Origin of the sequence: Marinobacter salexigens, assembly GCF_002806945.1 — a bacterium.
Lineage (GTDB): Bacteria > Pseudomonadota > Gammaproteobacteria > Pseudomonadales > Oleiphilaceae > Marinobacter > Marinobacter salexigens.
The window spans coordinates 249,931-272,680 of record NZ_NIHC01000004.1 but is presented as its reverse complement, the minus strand read 5'-3'; the positions used below and the strand labels follow the sequence as shown (position 1 = coordinate 272,680).

Below are 22,750 nucleotides of genomic sequence, written 5' to 3'. Positions count from 1 at the left end.
CAGGTGTTGTGCAGCCAATAAGAAGAGGGTCTATGAGCCCATAACGGGCTCGCTATGAATTACGGGTGGTGAAAAAGCGCCCATCGGCATATCCGATGCTTCGCCGTTAAATAATTCAATTTCCACGAGGCATGACAATGCACTCGGTCCCTGAGCCAAGCGGGATGTTCCTTCATCCCGGGTAAGAACATTCGGGTTACCGTGCCGACACGATACCTCTGCAGCCTCTGACTGTGGCGGATCAAACCAGGATCCCGTGCTCAGCTGCAACACTCTGGGACGCACTTCGTCGCTCACCACGGCAGAGCACAAACAGGCGCCACGCCCGTTGAAGATGCGAACCAAGCTTCCGTCTACAATGCTCCTGAGCTTTGCATCATCCGGGTGAATAACAACGGGTTCGCGTCCATTTATCTTCGATTTTCGGCTATATGGGCCATGATCCAACTGAGAATGCAGCTTATTTTTCGGTTGATTGGAAATCAGGTGCAACGGATATGCAGAGGCGCCTTGCCCCAACCACTCCTTGGGGTCACTCCAGAATGGAAAGCCCGGGCATTCTTGATAGCCAAAGCCCGCAACAGTTTCAGAAAAAATCTCTATTTTTCCACTTGGCGTTCCAAGGGCATTCGCCACAGGATTCTCGCGGAAATCTTTCAGCAAAATCCGGGGCTTTTTTGGAACCGGGTTTTCAAACCAGCCTTTGGCTTTAAAATCCTCAAAGTCTGGTAAATCAATACCACTCTTACCTGCCTTTATGCGGGTTTCGTCATAAATCACTTGCAGCCACTGTTCTTCATCGCGACCTTCTGTGAAGGCTTCCTTTGCGCCCAGCTCTTCCGCTAACTCGCTGAAAATCTCATAGTCGGTCAAACTCTGCCCAACAGGCTCAGCCGCTTTTTGCATATACACAAGGAAAGGGTCCCTGCTGGATGAAGCGATATCATTGCGCTCCAAAAAGGTTGCTGCAGGCAGCACTATATCTGCATGTTTTGCCTGGGCATTCCAACACCATTCATGAACAATAACGGTGTCGGGCCTCTGCCATGCGCTCCGCATGCGAACGAGATCCTGGTGGTGATGAAAAGGGTTCCCGCCAGCCCAGTAAACCAGCTTGATCTCCGGGTAGATGCCAGTCACTCCGTTGTAGTCAAAACGCTTACCAGGGTGAAGCAGCAGATCTGTAACTCTGGCGACGGGAATAAAGCTTTTTATCGGGTTTTTGCCCTGGGGCAGAGACGCACCGGGAATACCCTCATAGTTAGCACCGATAGCATTCAAGGCGCTGTAGCCAAAGCCGATACCACCACCAGGCAGGCCCAACTGCCCCAGCATGGAAGCGACCGCGATCGCCGCCCAGTAGGGTTGCTCACCGTTATCCTGGCGAGTAAGTGACCAACTCACAGAAATCAAAGTACGTTGGCGAGCCATATCCCGCGCCAACTCCCGGATGCGGGCAGCGGGTATACCTGTCTTGAGCTCGGCCCAGGCGCTATTTTTAGCAACACCGTCGGTCTCGCCGAGGAAATACTGCTGAAAACGCTCGTAACCCACGGTATAGGTCGATAAAAACTCGGTGTCTACAAGGTTCTCGGCATGGAGAGTGTGGGCAATGCCCAACAGAAGTGCCACGTCACTGCCCGGGTAGATAGCGACCCAGTCTGCATCCATTTCATCCAGCACATCTGAACGCAAGGGACTTATATTAACGACCTTAACCCCATTTGCAGCAGCATCCAGCATTCCTTGCTTCTGTATATGGCGACCAACCCCCCCATTGGTTACCTGGCCATTCTTGGCGGGCACCCCACCAAAAGCTACTAACAGGCTCGTATGATCCTTGATAACGTCCCAGCTGGTGGCACCATTTACCATGGAATAGAAGTCTCCAAGGACATGCGGCAAAGTGACCTCAGCCGCTGCATAGCTGTATGTGTTCAGCGAAGAGGTGTACCCACCAATCGAGTTAAGAAACCTCTTCAGCTGGCTCTGAGCATGGTGAAACCTCCCTGCGCTGGACCAGCCGTATGAGCCACCATATATCGCCTGATTACCATACTGGCCGCGGACACGACTTAACTCTTCTACCACCAGCTTGATTGCCCTGGGCCATGACACTTCGACGAACTCATCGGTTCCGCGGCCGCCTTCTACATTTCCCGGACCGTTTTCCAGCCACCCGCGCCGAACCATAGGTTTTTTGATACGCATCGGCCCGCCAAGAACATCAACGATGCCTTGTCCAATGGGGGACGGATCGTCATCCCTCTCGAATCCTTCTAGAGCGGTAACTCTTCCGTTCCTTGCATGAACTCGATAGGTTCCCCAATGGCTACTGGTAAGCGTTCCTTTTGTCGCATGCTCAGATGTCATAGGTCGAGCCCTCTTGATTTTGTCATTCGGAACAAACAGCATAGACCAAAATCAGGTATATGTACCCGGTATCAACAAATTAAATCAATTATTAATACCTGCCTCTCGAGGGCGTATACTTAAAAACACAAAAGAAAGGTGCATTCATACTCAAGGCGGAACGAAGAAGCGGGAACGGAAAGCGAATTTGACATACTCACTGCCGTACGCAATGCTCCGAATCAACAAGTCTGCAGGAAGGAAGAATCAGTAATGGCAGTTGACGTGAATAAAGACTGGACTCTGGAACAGTTTCCATATCGTACATATGACAAACTGCGTTACGCGGACACAGATCGACAGGGCCATGTGAACAATGCTGTATTTTCGACGTTTATTGAAACGGGGCGGGTTGAACTGATCTACGATTCAGAAGCGCCACTCACCTCTGCTGACACATCCTTCGTAATCGTCAATCTGAACCTGCAGCTTCGCGCTGAAATTCGCTGGCCGGGAACTGTAGATATTGGAACAGCCGTCACACGTGTTGGCAACAGCTCTATACAGCTATATCAAGGGGTTTTTCAAGATGGCGTGTGTTGCGCGACTGCGGAAACAGTAATTGTTTGCGTTGACGACAACACTCAAAGACCAACCAGGTTACCGGACTCTGCCAGGCATAATCTCGCCCAACTATGAACCGCCAGAAAACTGGACTTATGACTTCCCAATGCCCTGAACCAACCCAAGTGCGATAGCCACCTGTACCAGTTCCGCAAACGAATCCACTTTCATTTTTGCTGTCATATTTGCCCGATGACCTTCAACTGTTTTCCTGTTGATGCCGAGCTCGTCCGCCGCTTCCTGATTGGACAAACCCTTGACGATCAACTCCAGAACCTGGCGTTCTCGTCGAGTCAAACGATCATAACAGTCTCGTATGCGAGACTGTGAGCAGCGTTGGGCAAATCGATCCCGGTCTCTTTCCAAAGCACTGTGTACATGGTCGATCAACAACTGATCATCAAACGGCTTTTCGATAAATGTGACGGCGCCCTGGGTCAGGGCCGTCACCGCCATATCCACATTGCCGTGGGCCGAAATCATGATCACCGGCAGCTCAATATTGTATTCTGACAGCCTTTTTTGAGCATTAATGCCGCTCAGCCCCGGCATTCTCACATCCATGATGATACAACCACTTGCGCTTGTATCAAACGCTTCAAAGAAGGCCAGCGCATTCTCGTAGGTTTGAACGTTGAGGCCTACAGACTCAAGCAGCCACTTCAACGAGTCTCTTACGTCCATGTCGTCATCAATAACGAAAACTGTTTGTGCGTTGTCTTTGATTGTCATGAAAGTTCAGTCAGTAATATTGAGAGTAAATGAAAAACGAGCACCGCCAGCAACAAGGTTTTCTGCCCAGAGTTCGCCTCCAAGATTCTCTACCAATGAACGGCTGATGGCTAGCCCCATTCCAAGGCCGGTCTCCTTGGTGGAGAAAAATCTATCAAAAAGGCGGGGCATATCTACCTCAGAGATACCCCGGCCCTGATCTTCAACCTCTACTCGTAACTGCCGACTTTCATGAGGCACGACATTGATTCGCACAATGGCAGAGTCTTTATGGCCTGGCGAAGCGCTCGCGCTCGCTTCAATAGCATTGACGATCAGGTTCAACACCACTTGCTCCAGCTGCACCTGGTCCCCTCTGACTGCAGGCAAATCTGGGTCAGGCTCAAAAGCTACGTGCACATTGTGCCTTTCGGCCATATTCTCACAGAAGTCGATCATCTCACCGATCAAATCCGGTAAATTGAGCGAAGTTATGACTGGTTCCTGCTTTCTGGTGAAATCCATCATCCGATGGATAATTTCACCCGCTCTCAACGCTGTCCGGATACTTCTGGTTATCGGCAGTTCCACGTCGCTCCATGAGAGCGTGGGTTTGTCCGCAAAACGTCGCTCAATGCCCCGGAGATAATTCACCATGGCTGATAGCGGTTGGTTCAACTCATGGGCCAGACTCGACGCCAGCTCTCCCATGGTTACCAACCGGCTTGCATGGTCAATTTCGCCTTGGTATTGCTTGAGTTGCTCTTCGGCAGCCTTTTTTTCCGTGAGATCATGGGCAACCAGAGAGAAATACTCGATGTCCCCATGCAAGGAACGGTGAGCCAAGAGTTCGAGCATGACCGGTATGCGGGACGCTTTCAGACTCTGCATGGTCAATTCGCCGCGCCAATACCCTGTTTCTTTTGCGGCAGGAAACCCATCCTCCATCAAAGTCGCAAGCCCCCTTTCGGTCAAAAGCCAGGATAGAGGAAAAGAGCTGTAATCCACGCACTCCACTTCAAGAGCTTTTCGGGCAGCCTCGTTCAAGTGGGAAACGGTAAAGTCCAGATTGGCAAATATGACCAGATCCTGAGTGCTCTCCAGAACTCGCGCCAAACGACGGCTGGCCTTATCTGCCATGATTCTGTGAGTTGCATCTCGAGACACCACCAGTATTTCCCGAATATCATTGGATTCCGGATCGCGAATAGTTCGGCTTGTGCTTTCCAGCCAGGTGTAGTGTCCGTCTTTACAGCGAAAGCGATAGGTATGGGTATACAAGCCCCGGTCGTAATTCACCGTAGGTGCGCGCAACCGAAAGTCTTCAACATCGTCAGGATGGTAAAGATCGTACGCTGATATACCGACAATCTCCTCAACCGTATAGCCCAACAGGTGCGTGACCGCCGGGGACGCATATATAAACCGCCAATCCTCCGGTGTGTGTCGGGAGATCATATCAGTGGACTGCTCGGCCATTTCTGCCAACAGACGGTTGCGTTCAGCGTCGTCGGTTAGGGCGGTAAGCCCCTCTTCCGGAGTACGGTTTTTCATAGATAACAGGCTCTCGGAGCTCGTGTGGTCTTGTCAGCCTCCATTCTGAATGGTCTACAGGGCCCTTGGCCATAGGCAGGCTATCAAGGGCCCCCACAACTTACTAGCGCAGAAACTCTTTACTGAAAGCCTTGAATTGAGCCGCATCAGATCGTCGTATCCACTCGAACCCGACCATTTCTTTTGTGACAATTCTGGCTCCGGCTTGCTCCATCCGGCGCAACGCCACTTCAGTGTCGTAAGGGTCACGAGCGGAAATGGCATCTGCCACCACAAACACGTCCATGCCGCTCTCGAGCAACCTGATCGCGGATTGCATCACACACGCTTGAGACTCCATTCCGCACAGAATGGCCTGTTTACGATCGTATGCCTGAAAGGCCTTTTCGAAACCCGGGTCGTCAATGCACGAAAAAAAATCCTTGCCGTAAATATTGTCCGGCCCTACCAATTCTTGCAGACCCTCTTCGGTATGACCCAAGCCATCCGGATATTGTTCTGACCCAACCACCGGCACGTTCATCAGCCTAGCGAGGCGAACAAGCCAGTTGCAATTACTCACAAGCTTCTGGTTGTTATGCACACCGGGCAACAGGCGAGCCTGAACATCAATAACAGCAACGATTGACTTCTCTTGATCCATTAACATAACAGTCTCCAGACTTACGCCGGCCGGCGATCAACCATGTTGGTCGCTATACCTTCCGCAACCACCTTATCACCCACCTTGCAGATGGTTTCCAGCCTCACCCGGCGGCGCTCTTCATTAATCTCGATCACTTTGGCAGATGCAACCACTGTGTCACCAATGTGAACCGGTGCTTTGAACTTGAGCTGCTGATCTATGTAGATAGCTCCCGGACCAGGCATGCGGGTGCCCAGTACGGCAGAAATCAACGCCGCACTGAACATGCCGTGAACGATTCGCTCTTTAAACGGCGTGGTCTTTGCGTACTCGGAATTAATATGAACCGGGTTGTCATCACCACTGATGCCGGCAAACAAAACCACATCTGCTTCTGTAATTGTCTTGGCGTAAAAAGCCTCCATTCCCACTTCCAAATCTTCCAGGTAATAACCGTGTAGTTCCTGCATTTCATTTCCTCTTGTTGATCCATTCACCTACTACACTACTGGTTTACATCCATCAAACCAAGTACTTTTACTTGGTTTTTTTAAAATGCTCTGGTAGCCTTTGCTCACCACTAAAGACAACACCGCTTTGTACAGAGGGAGTCGCGGTTATGCAGAGGCAACCCGTAAGCATTTTTGAAAGAGCCTTCAAGAAGTTGGTTCCCGGCGGACTGGAATCCGTAGGCCGCCGTGGTTCAGACATAATGAACATTGCGGAAGACCTCCCGGAATCTGACATTGCAACCGTAAGGGAGTGGATAGACGACTGTCTTTCCGAGAGTGGAGGTCAGGTGGAAGCACGCAAGCGGGCAGCCATGCTGGGCCGTGCGTATCTCAAGCTATCGCCGACCGGAAGAACCCGTTTTCTGGGCCTGCTTGCGGAGCATTATGGTGTTAACGAAGCCTCCGTCGAGAGTGCTATCGATCAATGGCACAATGCCAAGCCCAATGAAAAAACCGAGGCTGCCCAAGCTTTACGCAAAGCGCTGATACCCAGCCGCAGGGCGCTTTTGAAACAGTTCAACGGCGTACCTTCCGGGGTGAAATTTCTGGTAGATATGCGGGAAGAATTACTGCGCCTGCGCAACGACTACCCCCAACTGAAACCACTCGAAAGCGACCTTCGTGATCTGCTGTCTACCTGGTTCGACGTTGGCTTACTACAACTGGAAGAAATCAGTTGGAACTCTAGCGGTGCCATGCTCGAAAAGCTGATTGCCTATGAAGCCGTACACGCCATCAAAAGCTGGAGTGACCTGAAGAACCGGCTGGACTTCGACCGTCGTTGCTTCGCGTTTATTCACCCCAACATGCCTGATGAGCCACTGATCTTTGTGGAAGTAGCTCTGGTGAATGGCCTCGCCGACAACGTTCAAAGGCTTCTTGACGAACACGCGCCAACTGAAGATATTGATAAAGCCGACACCGCTATTTTCTACTCGATTTCCAACGCCCAACAAGGTTTGGCTGGAATCAGCTTCGGCAACTTCCTGATCAAGCAGGTGGTCAGCAAATTACAGGTTGAGTTCCCCCAGCTAAAGCAGTTTGCAACGTTGTCGCCCATTCCAGGGTTCCGCCGCTGGCTGGAAAACACCCCCGCCGACCAACTCATGCACTTACCCGGAGGCGAGCAGTGGCTTAGCACCCCACCGCCCCGTGATCCAGTGAAGGCAAGTCAGGGGGACGCCACAGGAAGCCAGCAAGATGCCATCATGAAACTGGCAGCAACCTATGTAAGCTCCACCAAGCCCGGCACGTCGCGTGCAAACGATCCTGTAGCCAACTTCCATTTGAGCAATGGCGCTCAGGTTGCGCGACTCAACTGGATGGCAGACACCTCAGACAAAGGCCTCAAGCAATCCGCCGGGCTGATGGTGAATTATTTGTATGAACTTCCAAAAATTGTTCATCGCAGTAACCAGTACACATCCCAGGGAATCATTTCCCAGTCATCGAACATCAAGAAACTCTTGAGATAATCACCCGTAAACGTAAGGAGAACACCATGACAAATCGTATCGCAGTTGTTACCGGAGCCGCTGGTGGTCTGGGTACCGCCATGTGCAAAGCGCTGGCAGCTCAGGGTCGTAAAGTGGTAGGCACTCACCTGCCCGGTGAAGAGTTCACAGCACAAGCAAAAGACTGGCAGGCCAAGCTGCGTGAGGAGGGTGTAGACGTCGCGATCTATCCGCTGGACGTGACCGACTTTGAAGCCTGTAAAGCATTTGCGGCCGCTGTGGAGAAAGATCTGGGCCCTATCGACATCCTGGTCAACAACGCCGGTATCACCAACGACGCACCCCTTAAGCGGATGCGGCCGGAGCAGTGGAACCAGGTCATCAACGTCAACCTCACTTCCATGTTTAACATGTGTCAGCAAGTGTTCGAAAACATGTGTGAGCGCGGTTTTGGCCGCATCGTTAATATTTCGTCCCTGAACGGCGAAAAAGGTCAGTTCGGCCAGAGCAACTATGCCGCTACCAAAGCAGGCATCTATGGCTTCACCAAATCCATTGCTCAGGAGGGCGCCCGCAAAGGCGTAACGGCCAACTCGGTTTCCCCCGGTTACATCGACACCCCAATGGTTCGCCAGGTACCTGAAAAAATACTGAATAACATTGTGGCAGGCATTCCTGTTGGCCACCTTGGCAACCCTGAAGACATCGCCAGAGCGGTTGTCTATCTGACAGCTGATGAAGCAAGCTTCGTGACCGGCACTAACATGTCGGTCAACGGCGGCCAGTACATGAGCTAAGGGAGTAAATCATGACAGCGTTCAGAGCACCCACCCGCGAGATGGCGTTCACCCTGCAGAACGTCGCAGGATTTTCAGAAATGGCCAACGCCTGCGGCTATGAAGACGCTTCCGAGGATGTTGTCGCAGCTATTTTGGAAGAAGCCGCGCGCTTTGCTGGTTCCGTCATCGCACCAACCAACATCACAGGAGACCAAACCGGTGTGCGCCTGGATTCAGACCACGCGGTAGTCACGCCTGACGGCTTCCGCGACGCGTACCAGCAGTATGCCGAGAGTGGCTGGGCCAGCCTGCAGTTTGACCCGGAGTTTGGCGGCCAGGGCCTGCCATTCTCACTGGCTATTCCTGTTCAGGAAATGTGGCATGCCGCAAACATGGCGTGGGGACTCTGCCCGCTGTTATCTCAGGGCGCAGTTGAAGCTCTGTCAGAGAATGGCAGTGACATTCTGAAACAGCAGTTGCTGCCGAAAATGATTTCCGGGCATTGGACCGGAACCATGAACCTTACCGAGCCACAGTCCGGGTCGGATTTGTCAAGCATTCGCACCCAGGCTCGCCCGGATGGCGATGCCTACCGGATAAAGGGTCAAAAGATCTTCATCACCTGGGGTGAGCACGACATGGCGGAGAACATTGTCCACCTTGTGCTCGCTCGTTTGCCGGACGCCCCTCCCGGGGTGAAAGGCATCTCACTGTTTGCCGTACCCAAATATCTCCCGGATGCTTCCGGAGAACCCGGAGAAAGAAACGACTGCCAGGCGGTTTCGCTGGAACACAAGCTCGGCATCCACGCCAGCCCCACCTGCGTGATGAGCTATGGCGACAATGAAGGCGCCATCGGTTATCTCGTGGGCGAGGAAAACCGTGGTTTAGCCTGCATGTTCACCATGATGAATAATGCCCGCCTGACTGTCGGCTTACAGGGCGTTTCTATTTCTGAACGGGCGTATCAGCAGGCCCGGGATTATACCCTGGAGCGCACTCAGGGAACGGCTCCGGGCGAACAAGGCGTGTCACCGATTATCAAGCATCCGGACGTACGCCGAATGCTGATGATCATGAAAACCCTGACCGAAGCGGCCCGTGGGCTTGCGTATACTGGCTGTGTAGCCGTTGATTATGCCAATGCTGAAAACCTGCCAGACGACGTCAGGGCACGCTACAAGCGCCGAGTCGATTTGTTGACACCCCTGGTTAAGGGCTGGTGCACAGAAATCGCTCAGGAAGTTACCTCACTGGGTATCCAGTGCTATGGCGGCATGGGGTTTATCGAAGAGACCGGTGCTGCACAGCACTATCGTGACGCCCGGATTCTGCCGATTTATGAAGGCACTAATGGCATTCAGGCACTGGACTTGATTGGCCGGAAAACTGTCCGGGATCAGGGCCGGGCTATGGCTGAACTGATTGAAGACATCCGGTCGCTCACAGGCCCATTGCAAAGCAAGTCCGTACTGACAGCCGAGCGCCAAGCTAAATTTGACCAGGCACTGGCGTTCCTTGAAGATGCCACCAGCGTGATTTTGGAGCGTGCAGATGACGATCGGTTTACTGGCGCCGTGGCATTCGACTACCTTATGCTTGGTTCCACGGTGACCGCGGGTTGGTTGATGCTAAAAGCTGCAACGGTAGCCGCACGCAGTCATGCTGACCAGGGTGCTTTTGCGGCTAACAAGCTGGCGACAACCAACTTTTTCATTGATTATATTTTGCCGCGCTGTTCCGCGCACCTGAGCGCGATTCGATCCGGCGACGACGCCATAATGGCACTGCCAGAGACAGAGTTTTAATTTCAGTCAGGAGGTAAAGCCTCATGTACATTAACGGAGAGTGGTTAACCGGGCGCCCAGAGCTCTCGGTGACCAACCCGGCAACGGGTGAGATCATCGGGCACGTGGCGAGCTGCACGGACCAGGACATTGAGGCGGCCATCTCGGCCGCAGATTGCGCATTCAAAGAATGGAAGAAGACCACTGCTTATTACCGCTCTCAGCTGCTTTACCGAGCTTGGGAATTGATGATTCGGCAGAAGCGTGAATTGGCTGAATTGATGACTCGCGAACAGGGAAAGCCCCTGAAAGCATCTCTCAATGAGGTACAGTACGGCGCAGATTTTCTGCTGTGGTTTGCTGAAGAAGCCAAGCGTGTATACGGGCAAAGCATCCCCTCGGCCCGTGAAAATCAGCGCTTTCTTGTCCAGAAATCCCCGGTCGGTGTGGTTGGCGCAATAACACCCTGGAACTACCCTATCTCAATGATTACCCGCAAACTGGCCCCGGCATTGGCTGCCGGCTGCACCGTAATCCTCAAACCTGCTGAAAGCACACCTTTATGTGCCAAAGCCATGATGGAGATCTTTGCCGAAGCAGGGTTTCCGGCCGGTGTTGTCAATATGCTCACCGTGCAGGACCCATCCCGGGTCGGCGATGCATTTTGTACAGACTCAAGAGTTCGCAAACTGACCTTTACAGGCTCCACCCCCGTCGGCAAAAAGCTGAACGGGCTGGCGGCCGCTAACATGAAACGAGTGTCAATGGAGCTTGGCGGCCATGCACCCGCCATTGTGTTCCCCGATGCTGATCCCGTGCACGCAGCGAAAGGGCTGTCGCTGGTAAAGTTTCTCAATACAGGCCAGGCCTGCATTAGCCCCAACCGTATATTTGTGCACGAAGACCATTTGCAGCCGTTTATTGCGGAACTAACCAGTCGGGCGAACCGTCTGGTAGCAGGCAATGGCATGTCTGAAGGCGTTGGTATAGGCCCGCTGATCAATGAGCAGGCCATCCAGAAGGTCGATAGCCAGGTTCAAGACGCGATTGCTCAGGGCGCAAAGGTGGAAACAGGCGGCCAGCGTTTGATAGAAAACGGCCTTTCAAACGGTTACTTTTATGCACCAACCGTAATCTCCGGCATAACGCCGGCCATGAAAATCTACCGGGAAGAAACCTTTGGACCGGTCGCTCCTGTGATCACCTATCGGTCAGAAGATGATGTGATTGCCATGGCCAACGATACCGAGTTCGGATTGGCCGCTTACATTTACAGCAACAACTTAACGACATCCATTCGTGCCTTTGAAGCTCTGGACTTCGGCATTGTTGGCATTAACGACATCAACCCGACCAGCGCGGCAGCTCCCTTTGGCGGAATGAAGAATAGTGGTCTTGGTCGAGAAGGTGCCCAAGAGGGCATTAACGAATATCTGGAAACCAAGCTGGGCGGTTTCGCCGTCTGATAAAAAGCTGTAATTAGGTGACCAGCACAAAGGCAGGCCTCTTCTGGAAACTGCCAGGAGAGGCTTTAGCCCCAACCTGGCAGCTCGAAGGAGATGAACACACTTAGCTGCCACCGAAAATCTACCTACCGAGTCTTCTCCCTACTTCTCAACAAATGCCCGCTCAATCACATAATGGCCCATATCGCCACCCCGTGCCTCCTTGAACCCCATGCTATCAAGAATTGCACAGGTGTCTTTAAGCATGCTTGGGCTACCGCAGATCATGAACCGATCATCTTCCGGATTTAAGTCGGGCAAGCCGAACTCACGGGTTATCTTGCCGCTCTGCATGGCACGGGTAAGCCGGCCCTCGTTGCGGAAAGGCTCACGGGTAACCGTTGGGTAGTATTCAAGTTTGCCTTTAACCATCTCGCCGAAGAACTCGTTTTCCGGTAACTCTTCAATCTCATGCTGATAGGCAAGCTCAGACACATAGCGCACCCCATGAGTCAGGATAACCTTGTCAAAAGCTTCGTAAACCTCAGGATCCTTGATAATGCTCATGAACGGCGCCAGCCCGGTGCCGGTACTGATCAGCCAAAGGTTCTTCCCGGGTAGCAGGTTATCCAGAATCAGGGTTCCTGTGGGCTTACGACTTACCAGAATCTCATCACCCACCTGAATTTTCTGCAGGCGGGATGTCAGCGGACCGTCCTGAACCTTGATGGAGAAGAACTCCAGCTCTTCTTCATAGTTTGCGCTGGCAATACTGTAGGCTCGCATTAAAGGCTTGCCTTCAGACTCCAATCCAATCATCACAAAATGACCATTCTTGAAGCGAAAACCAGGGTCACGACTGGTTTTGAAGCTAAACAGGGTATCGTTCCAGTGATGTACGCTGGTGACTGTTTCTTTTATAAGATTGCTCATTGAAACCTCTTGCCTACCTGGATCGCTATCTACAGCGAATGTTGCAAATATGGATTGCCTAAAGTTTACTCCAACGCTAACCTATCGATGAAACGGGATATTCCCATAACCCTATTCGACTACATCGATTAAGAACCTTCTGTTATGAAATACAGTTTCAGGCAACTTGAAGTCTTCCTGGCGGCTGCACATTTTCAGAACATTACCCGTGCCGCAGAATCACTGGCGATGTCTCAATCTGCTGCGAGCAGCGCGCTCAAGGAACTGGAAAACCAGTTCGACATCCAGCTGTTCGACCGCGTTGGCAAACGTCTGCAACTGAATGAGCTCGGGCGCCTCTACCGCCCCAAGGTGGAAGCTGTTCTCGCTCAGGCAACGGAGCTGGAACAGGCTTTCAGCAAAAATTCTGAAATAGGTGCTCTCAAAGTTGGTGCCACACTTACTATAGGGAACTATCTGGCCGTAGGCGTAATGGCCCAATACATGAATACCCCTACACGGCCCCGTGTGTCGCTGGAAGTGGCAAATACCAGCACCATCGTGCGCAGAGTCAAGGATTACGAGCTGGATATCGGGCTCATTGAAGGCGAACTGCAATCTTCAGAGCTTGAAGTTATTCCCTGGCGCGGGGACCAACTGGTTGTGTTTTGCTCACCTACACACCCGCTCGCCAAAAAAGGCTCTCTGACAGACGAGGATCTTCGGGATGCCACCTGGATAATGAGAGAGCAAGGGTCTGGAACCCGGCAAAGTTTTGAACGCGGTATGCACGGCTTGCTGCCCGAAATTAACGTGCTGCTGGAACTGGAACACACCGAAGCCATCAAGCGCGCGGTGGAAGCCGACCTGGGCATAGGGTGCCTGTCGGAGGTGGTTCTGGAGGATGCGTTCAAACGAGGCAGCCTGGTTCCGCTGAAAGTACCGAGGAACCGAAGCTTTGAGCGCCAGTTTTACTTCATTTTGCACAAACAGAAGTACCGCAGTGCGGGAATCGATGCCTGGATTGACCTGTGCCGAGCGCTAACCTGAGCGCTCAGACTACAGGCCCACTGTGGAAACGGAATTCACTGTCTGGCTCGAGGATCAGTTGCTTTTCAATAGTTAGAAAATCGGCGACCCGATCATCAACCGGCCCCTGATTAGCCTGAACCGCCAGCGCCAGGTAGTCTCGATAATGACGTGCTTCCGACTTTAGAAGGCTGCTGTAAAAGCCCGCCAGCTCTTTATCCAGATAGGGCACCACGGCAGCAAACCGTTCGCACGAGCGGGCTTCAATGATCGCGCCCACAACCATCACATCGACCAGCCGACCCGGATCATCGGTACGTACTTCTTTTCGCAGCCCAGCCGCATAACGGGCCGGGGTAAGGTGGCAATATGTGATGTTGCGCTTATCAATTATGGCCAACACCTGCTCGAAATGGCGCAACTCTTCCCTGGCCAATCGGGACATTTTGTTGAGCAGATCGCTGTTGTCTACATAGCGGTACATCAGGCTTAGCGCAGTCGATGCTGCTTTTTTCTCGCAGTGAGCGTGATCAATAAGCATCAAGTCCTGATTAGCTAACGCATTATCAATCCACTGCTTGGGCGTTGCGCAGGGTAGAAAGTCGTGAATCTCTTGCAAGGCTTGGTCTATGGAATCTGATTTTTGGTTCATGTCAGGCAACAGGTCAATTCAAAGGATGGGGCATTATAGCGCAGCTATCAGCGTTCTCCGACCACTGGCCAGCTTAACTTTATAGGGGGTTTCCTATAGAATACAGCGCCAACTTAAAGTCCATCCGCCATAAAACTCCCGCCAGGCGTGTGCTAAAGGCGCGGGACACACCAACTGATGAGGGTACAAATAGTGTTAGAAGCCTATCGCGAACACGTTGCAGAACGTGCGGCTCTGAATATTCCCCCAAAGCCACTGAACGCTGAGCAAACTGCAGCGCTGGTTGAGTTGCTGAAGAACCCACCTGCAGGCGAAGAGGAAACTCTGGTTGACCTGCTCGAGAACCGCATCCCACCAGGCGTAGATGAAGCTGCATATGTTAAAGCTGCGTTCCTGACCGCCATTGTTAAGGGCGACGCACAATCCCCCCTGCTGGACAAGCCTAAAGCCGTTCAACTGCTGGGTATGATGCAAGGCGGCTACAACATTGAAACTCTGGTAGATCTGCTCGACGACAGCGACCTGGCAGAACTGGCTGGCGAACAGCTGAAGCACACTCTGCTGATGTTCGACGCATTCAACGACGTTAAAGACAAGATGGACGCCGGCAATGCCGTGGCCAAGTCTGTTGTTGAGTCCTGGGCCAATGCTGAGTGGTTCACCAAGAAAGACAAGGTTCCTGAAAGCACCAAGATGGTGGTTTTCAAGGTTACCGGCGAAACCAACACTGATGATCTTTCTCCTGCACCCGATGCATGGTCACGCCCTGACATTCCGCTGCACGCCCGCGCTGCCTATAAAATGGAACGCGATGGTCTGAACCCGGAAGAGCCTGGCGTAACTGGCCCAATGAGCCAAATTGACGAAATCAAGGCAAAAGGCTTACCTGTTGCTTTTGTTGGCGACGTAGTTGGTACCGGCTCTTCACGTAAATCTGCCACCAACTCTGTACTTTGGTTCTTCGGTGACGATATCCCGGGCGTACCAAACAAGCGTGCCGGCGGTGTGTGTATCGGTAGCAAGGTTGCTCCAATCTTCTTCAACACCATGGAAGATGCCGGCGCTTTGGTATTCGAAGCACCTGTAGACAACATGAACATGGGTGACGTAATCGAAATCCGCCCATACGAAGGCAAGATTCTGAACGAAGCCGGAGAGACCATCTCTGAGTTTGAATTCAAGTCTGACGTTATCCTGGACGAAGTTCAGGCTGGCGGCCGTATTCCTCTGATCATCGGCCGTGGTTTGACTGCCAAGGCCCGCACTGCTCTGAATCTGGGCGCAACGGATCTGTTCCGTCTGCCAAACGATCCTGCTGCTGGCACCAAGGGCTTCACCCTGGGTCAGAAGATGGTTGGTAAGGCATGCGGGCTGGAAGAAGGCCAAGGCGTTCGCCCCGGTACCTACTGTGAGCCTCACATGACAACTGTGGGTTCTCAGGACACCACTGGCCCTATGACCCGGGATGAACTGAAGGATCTGGCTTGCCTGGGCTTCCAGGCTGATCTGGTTATGCAGTCTTTCTGTCACACTGCGGCTTACCCAAAGCCGGTTGACGTTGAAATGCAGCACACCATGCCAGACTTTATCCGCAACCGCGGTGGTGTATCCCTGCGCCCAGGCGACGGTATCATCCACTCCTGGTTGAACCGCATGCTGCTGCCCGACACTGTTGGTACTGGTGGTGACTCTCACACCCGTTTCCCGATGGGCATCTCCTTCCCGGCCGGTTCTGGTCTGGTTGCGTTTGCTGCGGCTACCGGTGTTATGCCACTGGATATGCCTGAATCTGTTCTGGTTCGCTTCAAAGGCGAAATGCAGCCAGGCATCACCCTGCGCGATCTGGTACACGCCATTCCGCTGTACGGCATCAAGCAGGGTCTTCTGACCGTAGAAAAGAAAGGAAAAATCAACGAATTCTCTGGTCGCATCCTTGAGATTGAAGGCCTCGAGCAACTGACTGTTGAGCAGGCATTCGAACTGTCAGACGCATCTGCCGAGCGCTCTGCTGCCGGTTGCACCATCAACCTGTCGGAAGATTCGGTTGCTGAGTACCTGAGCTCTAACATCACCATGCTGCGCTGGATGATTGCCGAAGGTTACGGCGATGCCCGTACTCTGGAGCGCCGTGCCCAGCAGATGGAAGCATGGCTGGCTGATCCGAAGCTGATGCGTGCCGACAAAGACGCCGAGTACGCCCACGTGATTGAAATCGATCTGGCAGACATCAAAGAGCCAATCGTGTGCTGCCCGAATGATCCTGACGACGCCCGATTCCTGTCTGAAGTGGCTGGCGACAAGGTAGACGAAGTGTTCATCGGCTCTTGCATGACCAACATCGGCCACTTCCGTGCCGCTGGTAAACTGCTTGAGCAGCACAAAGGCGGTCTCAACACCCGTCTGTGGATGTCTCCACCTACCAAGATGGATCAGGCGCAGTTGATGGAAGAAGGTTACTTCAACATCTACGGTACCGCCGGTGTTCGCACCGAGATGCCGGGCTGTTCCCTGTGCATGGGTAACCAGGCGCGTGTAGCTCCCAAGTCTACCGTTCTGTCTACCTCTACCCGTAACTTCCCGAACCGTTTGGGTGATGGTGCCAACGTGTACCTGACCTCTGCGGAACTGGCTGCTGTGGGTGCGATTCTGGGCAAGCTTCCAACTCCTGAGGAGTACATGGAATACGCCAAGGATCTGGACAGCATGTCTGCTGAGATCTACAAGTATCTGAACTTTGATCAGATGGAGAACTACACCAAGAAGGCTGCTGAAGCGACAGTCGCTTAAGCACTGAGATTGAAGGTTTAGCTCCACGAAAAACGCCAACCTTAGGGTTGGCGTTTTTTTTATGGCCGTAAGTCCCACTTGATGGTGCTTTGGTGTTATCTCAGCAACAGGATTTTGCCCACTGCAAGACCGGACTCAAGGCGGCGATGAGCCTCGGCAACCTGAACAAACGGGTAGCGTTTATTATCCAGTAATGGCCGCACGGCTCCCTTTTCCAGCATCTCGCTCATGGCCGAGACCAATCGCGGCTGGTCATCCATACCGACACCGTGGAGCAGCGGGATTGCGCGAAAAATCACATGCAGAGTCAGACCTTTGGCATGCAGCAGACTAAGGTCATGGGTAGAGCGGGTATTGATGGAGCAGAGCCGCCCTGAAATGGCTGTTGCCTCAATGGCCAGATCCAGATTCTCTTGCCCTACGGTATCAAATACCAGGCTGAAGCCTTGCCCGTTGGTCAGTCGCTGCTTATAGGCATCAACCGACTCGTCACGGTAAAAAATAACATCGTCGGCCCCTAGCTGCTTTGCCAACTCTGCTTTTTCAGGGGTCGACACCGTGGTGGCCACACGGGCACCCAGATGCTTCGCTATCTGAATAGCAACATGACCAACACCACCCGTACCCGCATGAATCAAAACATGCTCGCCGGCTTGAATGTTGGCCCGCTCTACCAAAGCCGCCCAGGCTGTAAGAAAAACCAGAGGGAGGGCTGCACAATCCTCCAGTGACAAACCCATAGACGGTGTGCGTTTGGCCAGCATACGGGCATCGGCGACCATAAAATCTGCCAGTGCACCTTGCCAGCCTTTGGTGCCGCCCGGGCACCCGAACACCTCATCTCCCGGAGCAAAATCGGTAACCCCGGGCCCGACCTTGTCCACAATGCCTGCCACATCACCGTTCAGAATAGCGGGCATATCAGGCCCAGCCTTTACCAATCCCGAACGAATTTTGGCTTCAATTGGGTTGACGCTGGACGCCACGACTTTAATCCGCACTTGCCCCGCCGCGGGTTCCGGAGTCTTCACCTCTCGCTCCACAAAAACCTCAGGGCCACCGAACTCCTCAATCACCATGGCTTTCATTGTATTTTTCCCCCTGTCCCGAATTAATAAATCATAAGGCGAATCAGTATCGTACCGGCCAGAACCAGGAACATACAAAAAAAGGCTCCCGCAGGAGCCCTTTTCTGTCTTTCAAACATTTTGCACGTTAGCGATTAACTATGATCAACCGCTTGGTACTCATTAGCATCGGAGGTAGCAAGGCTCACCACGACGATAGCAATGAAGGACGCTACAAAACCTGGCATTATTTCGTAAACACCCGGGCCACCCATGAACTCCGAGTTCCAACCGAGGGATACCCAGATCAATGCGGTGCCGGCACCTGCAATCAAACCTGCCAATGCACCCGCACCATTGGTGCGCGACCACATCAAGCCGAGAATGATCAGTGGACCAAATGCCGAGCCAAACCCAGCCCAAGCGTTACTGACCAAGCCGAGAACCTGTGAATCGGGATCCGAGGCGATAACCGCCGCAACCAGACCAACCATAACAACACAGACACGGCCCACATTAACGCACTCCTTGTCGCCAGCTTCCTTGCGCAGGAACAGACGATAGAAGTCCTCGGTCAGGGAAGAAGACGCAACCAGCAGCTGACTGGAGATGGTACTCATTACTGCCGCCAACAAAGCCGCATACAGGAAGCCGGTAATCAACGGATGGAACAGCAAATCTGCCAGAATAATGAAGATGGTTTCCGGATCTTCAATCGGCAGGTTGTTTCTCACGGCATAAGCCCGCCCGAAAATACCCAAGCCAATTGCACCAATCAGGGAAATACCCATCCAGGACATACCGATATTGCGGGCAACCGGAACCTCTTTCACCGAGCGGATCGCCATAAAACGCACGATGATGTGGGGTTGACCGAAATAACCCAGACCCCAGGTTACAGCTGAGAGCCACCCTATAATTGTCAGGCCGTCCGTCCAGGAAAGCAGAGTTGGGTCTACTTCATTCAACGTTTGTGTCGCTTGCGCAAAACCACCACCGCCTTCGCCAAACAGCACAACCGCTGGCATCAGAACAAGCGCTACCATCATGATGCACCCCTGAACAAAGTCAGTCATGCTCACGGCCAGGAACCCGCCCACAACGGTGTAAGCCAGTACAACGCCTAGCGTGATAACAATACCTACACCATAGTCGCTCAGGCCACCGAAGTTGAAAATACCGGCAAAGGCGCTTTCAAATAGCTTGCCGCCCGCTACCAGGCCTGAAGCCGTGTATACCGAGAAGAATACAACAATGACGATTGCAGACACGGTACGCAGCGGTAATGCCTGCGTAGGAAAGCGGTTAGCCAGGAAAGCTGGAATAGTCAGTGCGTTACCGTAATGAACAGTTTGCGCGCGCAACCTGGGAGCAACGAGAACCCAGTTTATAAACGCACCCACAAACAGACCGATACCGATCCAGGCCGAAGCCAGTCCCGATACATACATAGCCCCCGGTAGGCCCAGAAGCAACCACCCGCTCATATCGGAAGCGCCGGCAGACAAGGCAGCTACCTTTGGGCTCAGCCCCCTGCCACCAAGCATATAATCTTCGGATGAAGACGTAGACGTGCGCATCGCATAAAGGCCAATGGCGATCATGAGCGCAAAGTAACCAATTAGACTAATCCAAACACCAATAGCCATGGGGCTCCTCCGGTTTAATGAGCGGATAGTATCCGCTCGCAAAGCACAGCTCGGCGCAGGCGCCAGATGACTGTGTCATTCTTCTTGTTTACTGGTATGCCTTACGAATCCAGGCAAGACACGGTATCGCACACTCAGGCTTAACTATAGTTAAGAATACCCAGTTTGCGACTGCATCAAGCCATAGATCGTCAGGATGAGCTTCGACTCAACCAGCCTAGTATTACTACGTATTATCGGCTTACAAAATCCTACGATCTTTTTATGGAATTCTACGGGAGTGGCCCAACGTCAAAGCAGTTCAAGCAAAACTATCACGAGACTGCAGCTTCGTTGGGGTAGTCCCCTTGTGTTTGCGCAGTGCATTGGTCAACGCGCTCTGGGAAGAGAAACCGACCCGGTAGCTGATTTCCGACACTGAAAGAGTGGTCGAGGCCAGAAGATTAATAGCCTGATCAAGGCGAGCTTGTAACAAAAACTGGTGGGGCGTGGTTCCAACCACCTCACGAAATACTTCATGAAAGCGGCTCACGCTCAGGCAGGCCTCACTGGCCAGATCCTGCACGCTGATTTTGCGGTGCAGGTTGGCCCGGACATAGCGCTGCATGGCGTCCGGGCTGAGGCTATTACGATTAAGCGCCCTTACCTTCCTCTGGACCACTCTGTCAGCCATGCAATAGAGTATGCTGGCGGCAAGATGGCCATGCATGGCCAGATTGCTCGGCGACCGGTCAAACTCGCCGGCAGCAAACTGGACCAGCCCCTGCATACGGCTATCCATGTGAACGGTACGGGGTTTTTCGAACACCCGCACCATGCGCTCGTAGTCAGCATGGTTTGGTGTAGAGATAGCGGGAGTGGAGGGGTCAAGATTAATGACCATCACGTGATTCTGATGGTCACCGCAATAGTCGTGCCTTGCATCTGTTGGCACAAGGCAGGCTTTCCAGGTGTCCAGATGGGAGTCGGTTCCGTCAACGCTCAAATCTGCCTCACCCTGAACGCCAATTACAATCTGGTGATGCTCATGACGATGTTGGTGAGCTGACATTGGCAGTTTAAGCAGGCGGGTATCCAGCATAGACGTAACCGCAACCTATAATGAGAATGTAACTCAATTAAAGCAGATCTGACTGGAACTTGCACATAAGTTCGCGAATATGAGCGCTCACGTGCTCAAGCGAGTCAGCTGCATTCACAATGCTGTAGCGGGAAGGCGCAGCCTCGGCGCGAGCCAGGTAGGTATCGCGGATGCGCTGGAAAAAAGCCACCGCCTCCTGCTCAAAACGGTCCAACTGCCCGCGATGCCTGGCCCGGGTCATCCCGGTTTCAACAGGCGCATCCAGCAGAACTACATGATCCGGGCGCACCTCGCCCTGAACCAGGTTTTCCAGCAATGCAATCCTCTCAACCGGAACCCCACGCCCACCCCCTTGGTAAGCAAAAGTCGCATCGGTAAAACGATCACAAAGCACCCACTGCCCTTTCTCCAGCGCAGGAAGAATGAGCGTGTGCAGGTGTTGCGCACGGGCGGCAAACATCAGGAGTAACTCAGTAATTTCGCTCACCGGTTCGTCCCTTGGCGCCAAAAGCAGCTCGCGAATGCTCTCGGCCATGGGCGTTCCACCGGGTTCACGGGTAACAATGCAATCTATGCCCAAGTCTTTCAGGGTTTCAGCAGCATTGGCGATCTGGGTGGATTTACCCACTCCCTCGGTTCCCTCAAAGGTAATAAACCGACCACGGACAACAGTCATTCTTTATAATCCTTGTCGGGAGCAGGTGAAGAGCGGTAATCCGACCGACGATTCAGCTGAAAAGCCCGGACCGCCTTCTGGTGCTCCGCCAGCGTATTGGAGAACTTGTGGGTGCCGTCACCGCGAGCTACAAAATACAGAGCCTTTCCGGTGGCAGGATGCAGGGATGCGTGTATCGCCTCACGACCGGGCAAAGCGATGGGCGTGGGCGGCAACCCGCTAATGCGGTATGTGTTATACGGAGTGTGGGTACGCAGATCCCGACTGCCGATGCGGCCTTTGTACTTGTCACCCATACCGTAAATGACAGTCGGGTCTGTCTGTAATCTCATGCCTTTTTGCAAGCGCCGGACAAACACCCCTGCCACCTGGTCCCGCTCATGGGGGGCGCCAGTTTCCCGCTCAACAATGGAGGCCATTATCAGAGCTTCATAGGTGTTATCGTACGGAAGACCCTCTGCCCGACTTCCCCACTCTTCAGCGAGAACAGTCTCCATGCGCCGGAATGAACGCCGGAGCAGGTCAAGATCCGACTCATTGCTGGTAAAAAGGTAGGTATCCGGGAAAAACCGCCCTTCGGGATGCTCACCTTCTGCACCGACGGCCTTCATGATTTGGGCGTCTGACCAATCCGATGTAAGCTTTTCAAGGCGGTCAGTGGCTGCAAGGGCCGCGCGCATATCGCGGAAAGTCCAGCCCTCAATAAACTGCACCGCCCAGTGTTTGGTATCACCTGCGACCATTTTCGCAAGCATGGATTCAGCACTCATGCCGTTCGTAAATTCGTACTCTCCTGCCTTGATCCTCGCCTGATCTGGAAACAAGCGGCCATAGACCCGCACCCAAAGGCTATTTTCCACCAGCCCACGGACCTGCAACTGCCTGGCAAGATCATTGAAAGCTGTGCCACCCGGAACATCAAACAGTACCGGCTCCGCCATGGCGACCGGCTTTGAAAGTGACCCCAGCCCTTGCCAGACCCACAGCCCGGTGCCGGCACCAACGAGCACGGCAGTGCATATTCCTGCAATTAACAGTTTCTTGAACAAATGAA

The 22,750-nt window shown here is 53.1% G+C and carries 19 protein-coding genes; 7 read left to right on the top strand and 12 right to left on the bottom strand.

Features of this window, described 5'->3' with window-relative positions; genetic code table 11:
• Window positions 1–30 precede the first annotated feature (30 nt).
• Window positions 31–2,373: a molybdopterin-dependent oxidoreductase gene (locus CDH47_RS09170; protein WP_100639581.1), complete on the bottom strand. Its 2,343-nt coding sequence runs from the start codon at window positions 2,371–2,373 to the stop codon at window positions 31–33.
• Between the two features lie 252 nt (window positions 2,374–2,625).
• Between CDH47_RS09170 and CDH47_RS09165 the strand changes: the two genes are divergently transcribed.
• Window positions 2,626–3,051, top strand: a complete 426-nt coding sequence (locus tag CDH47_RS09165; RefSeq protein ID WP_100639580.1) for an acyl-CoA thioesterase — start codon at window positions 2,626–2,628, stop codon at window positions 3,049–3,051.
• A gap of 18 nt (window positions 3,052–3,069) precedes the next feature.
• Here the strand turns inward: CDH47_RS09165 and CDH47_RS09160 are convergent, their stop codons facing one another.
• The 4 genes from CDH47_RS09160 to CDH47_RS09145 form a co-directional block, all read right to left on the bottom strand.
• The gene (locus tag CDH47_RS09160) at window positions 3,070–3,708 is read right to left on the bottom strand and encodes a response regulator transcription factor (protein WP_100639579.1); all 639 of its coding nucleotides are present in this window, start codon (window positions 3,706–3,708) and stop codon (window positions 3,070–3,072) included.
• Window positions 3,709–3,714: 6 nt separating this feature from the next.
• Window positions 3,715–5,241 (bottom strand): PAS domain-containing sensor histidine kinase, encoded by a 1,527-nt coding sequence (locus CDH47_RS09155; RefSeq protein ID WP_100639578.1) that lies wholly within the window; start codon window positions 5,239–5,241, stop codon window positions 3,715–3,717.
• A 103-nt stretch (window positions 5,242–5,344) separates the two neighbouring features.
• Window positions 5,345–5,890 (bottom strand): isochorismatase family protein, encoded by a 546-nt coding sequence (locus CDH47_RS09150; protein ID WP_100639577.1) that lies wholly within the window; start codon window positions 5,888–5,890, stop codon window positions 5,345–5,347.
• A gap of 14 nt (window positions 5,891–5,904) precedes the next feature.
• Window positions 5,905–6,336 carry a MaoC family dehydratase gene (locus CDH47_RS09145; protein ID WP_100639576.1) on the bottom strand — a complete coding sequence of 144 codons (432 nt, stop codon included), beginning with the start codon at window positions 6,334–6,336 and terminating at the stop codon, window positions 5,905–5,907.
• Between the two features lie 149 nt (window positions 6,337–6,485).
• Between CDH47_RS09145 and CDH47_RS09140 the strand changes: the two genes are divergently transcribed.
• Genes CDH47_RS09140 through CDH47_RS09125 form a run of 4 tightly spaced genes read left to right on the top strand, consistent with a single transcriptional unit; the run spans window position 6,486 to window position 11,864 of the window.
• Entirely contained in the window at window positions 6,486–7,853 is a 1,368-nt protein-coding gene (locus CDH47_RS09140; protein ID WP_100639575.1) for a malonyl-CoA decarboxylase, read from the top strand.
• 26 nt (window positions 7,854–7,879) lie between these two features.
• On the top strand, window positions 7,880–8,629 hold the full coding sequence (gene phbB / locus CDH47_RS09135) for an acetoacetyl-CoA reductase (RefSeq protein ID WP_100639574.1): 750 nt from the start codon (window positions 7,880–7,882) through the stop codon (window positions 8,627–8,629).
• 11 nt (window positions 8,630–8,640) lie between these two features.
• A complete protein-coding gene (locus CDH47_RS09130; protein ID WP_100639573.1) occupies window positions 8,641–10,419 on the top strand; it encodes an acyl-CoA dehydrogenase family protein in 1,779 nt (592 codons plus the stop codon).
• A 23-nt stretch (window positions 10,420–10,442) separates the two neighbouring features.
• Window positions 10,443–11,864 (top strand): NAD-dependent succinate-semialdehyde dehydrogenase, encoded by a 1,422-nt coding sequence (locus CDH47_RS09125; protein ID WP_100639572.1) that lies wholly within the window; start codon window positions 10,443–10,445, stop codon window positions 11,862–11,864.
• A gap of 141 nt (window positions 11,865–12,005) precedes the next feature.
• On the opposite strand, the gene CDH47_RS09120 is transcribed toward CDH47_RS09125, so the two are convergent.
• Window positions 12,006–12,776 carry a ferredoxin--NADP reductase gene (locus tag CDH47_RS09120; protein ID WP_100639571.1) on the bottom strand — a complete coding sequence of 257 codons (771 nt, stop codon included), beginning with the start codon at window positions 12,774–12,776 and terminating at the stop codon, window positions 12,006–12,008.
• A 144-nt stretch (window positions 12,777–12,920) separates the two neighbouring features.
• On the opposite strand from CDH47_RS09120, the gene CDH47_RS09115 reads away from it, so the two are divergent.
• The gene (locus tag CDH47_RS09115; protein ID WP_100639570.1) at window positions 12,921–13,805 is read left to right on the top strand and encodes a LysR family transcriptional regulator; all 885 of its coding nucleotides are present in this window, start codon (window positions 12,921–12,923) and stop codon (window positions 13,803–13,805) included.
• 4 nt (window positions 13,806–13,809) lie between these two features.
• Here the strand turns inward: CDH47_RS09115 and CDH47_RS09110 are convergent, their stop codons facing one another.
• Complete coding sequence (locus CDH47_RS09110; protein ID WP_193601626.1) at window positions 13,810–14,436, bottom strand: MiaE family protein; 627 nt, start codon at window positions 14,434–14,436, stop codon at window positions 13,810–13,812.
• A gap of 192 nt (window positions 14,437–14,628) precedes the next feature.
• Here CDH47_RS09110 and CDH47_RS09105 point away from each other — a divergent pair, with 192 nt between their 5' ends.
• Window positions 14,629–17,223 (top strand): bifunctional aconitate hydratase 2/2-methylisocitrate dehydratase, encoded by a 2,595-nt coding sequence (locus tag CDH47_RS09105; protein WP_100639776.1) that lies wholly within the window; start codon window positions 14,629–14,631, stop codon window positions 17,221–17,223.
• Between the two features lie 95 nt (window positions 17,224–17,318).
• Here the strand turns inward: CDH47_RS09105 and CDH47_RS09100 are convergent, their stop codons facing one another.
• From CDH47_RS09100 to mltG, 5 genes are all read right to left on the bottom strand, one after another.
• The gene (locus tag CDH47_RS09100) at window positions 17,319–18,311 is read right to left on the bottom strand and encodes a zinc-dependent alcohol dehydrogenase family protein (protein ID WP_100639569.1); all 993 of its coding nucleotides are present in this window, start codon (window positions 18,309–18,311) and stop codon (window positions 17,319–17,321) included.
• A 134-nt stretch (window positions 18,312–18,445) separates the two neighbouring features.
• A complete protein-coding gene (putP, locus tag CDH47_RS09095; RefSeq protein WP_100639568.1) occupies window positions 18,446–19,939 on the bottom strand; it encodes a sodium/proline symporter PutP in 1,494 nt (497 codons plus the stop codon).
• Between the two features lie 301 nt (window positions 19,940–20,240).
• Window positions 20,241–21,020, bottom strand: coding sequence for a helix-turn-helix domain-containing protein (locus tag CDH47_RS09090; RefSeq protein ID WP_100639567.1), 780 nt, complete (start codon window positions 21,018–21,020; stop codon window positions 20,241–20,243).
• A 37-nt stretch (window positions 21,021–21,057) separates the two neighbouring features.
• The gene (tmk, locus tag CDH47_RS09085; RefSeq protein ID WP_100639566.1) at window positions 21,058–21,696 is read right to left on the bottom strand and encodes a dTMP kinase; all 639 of its coding nucleotides are present in this window, start codon (window positions 21,694–21,696) and stop codon (window positions 21,058–21,060) included.
• Complete coding sequence (gene mltG, locus CDH47_RS09080) at window positions 21,693–22,745, bottom strand: endolytic transglycosylase MltG (protein ID WP_193601624.1); 1,053 nt, start codon at window positions 22,743–22,745, stop codon at window positions 21,693–21,695. Before mltG ends, tmk begins: the two co-directional genes overlap by 4 nt.
• Between the last annotated feature and the right edge of the window lie 5 nt (window positions 22,746–22,750).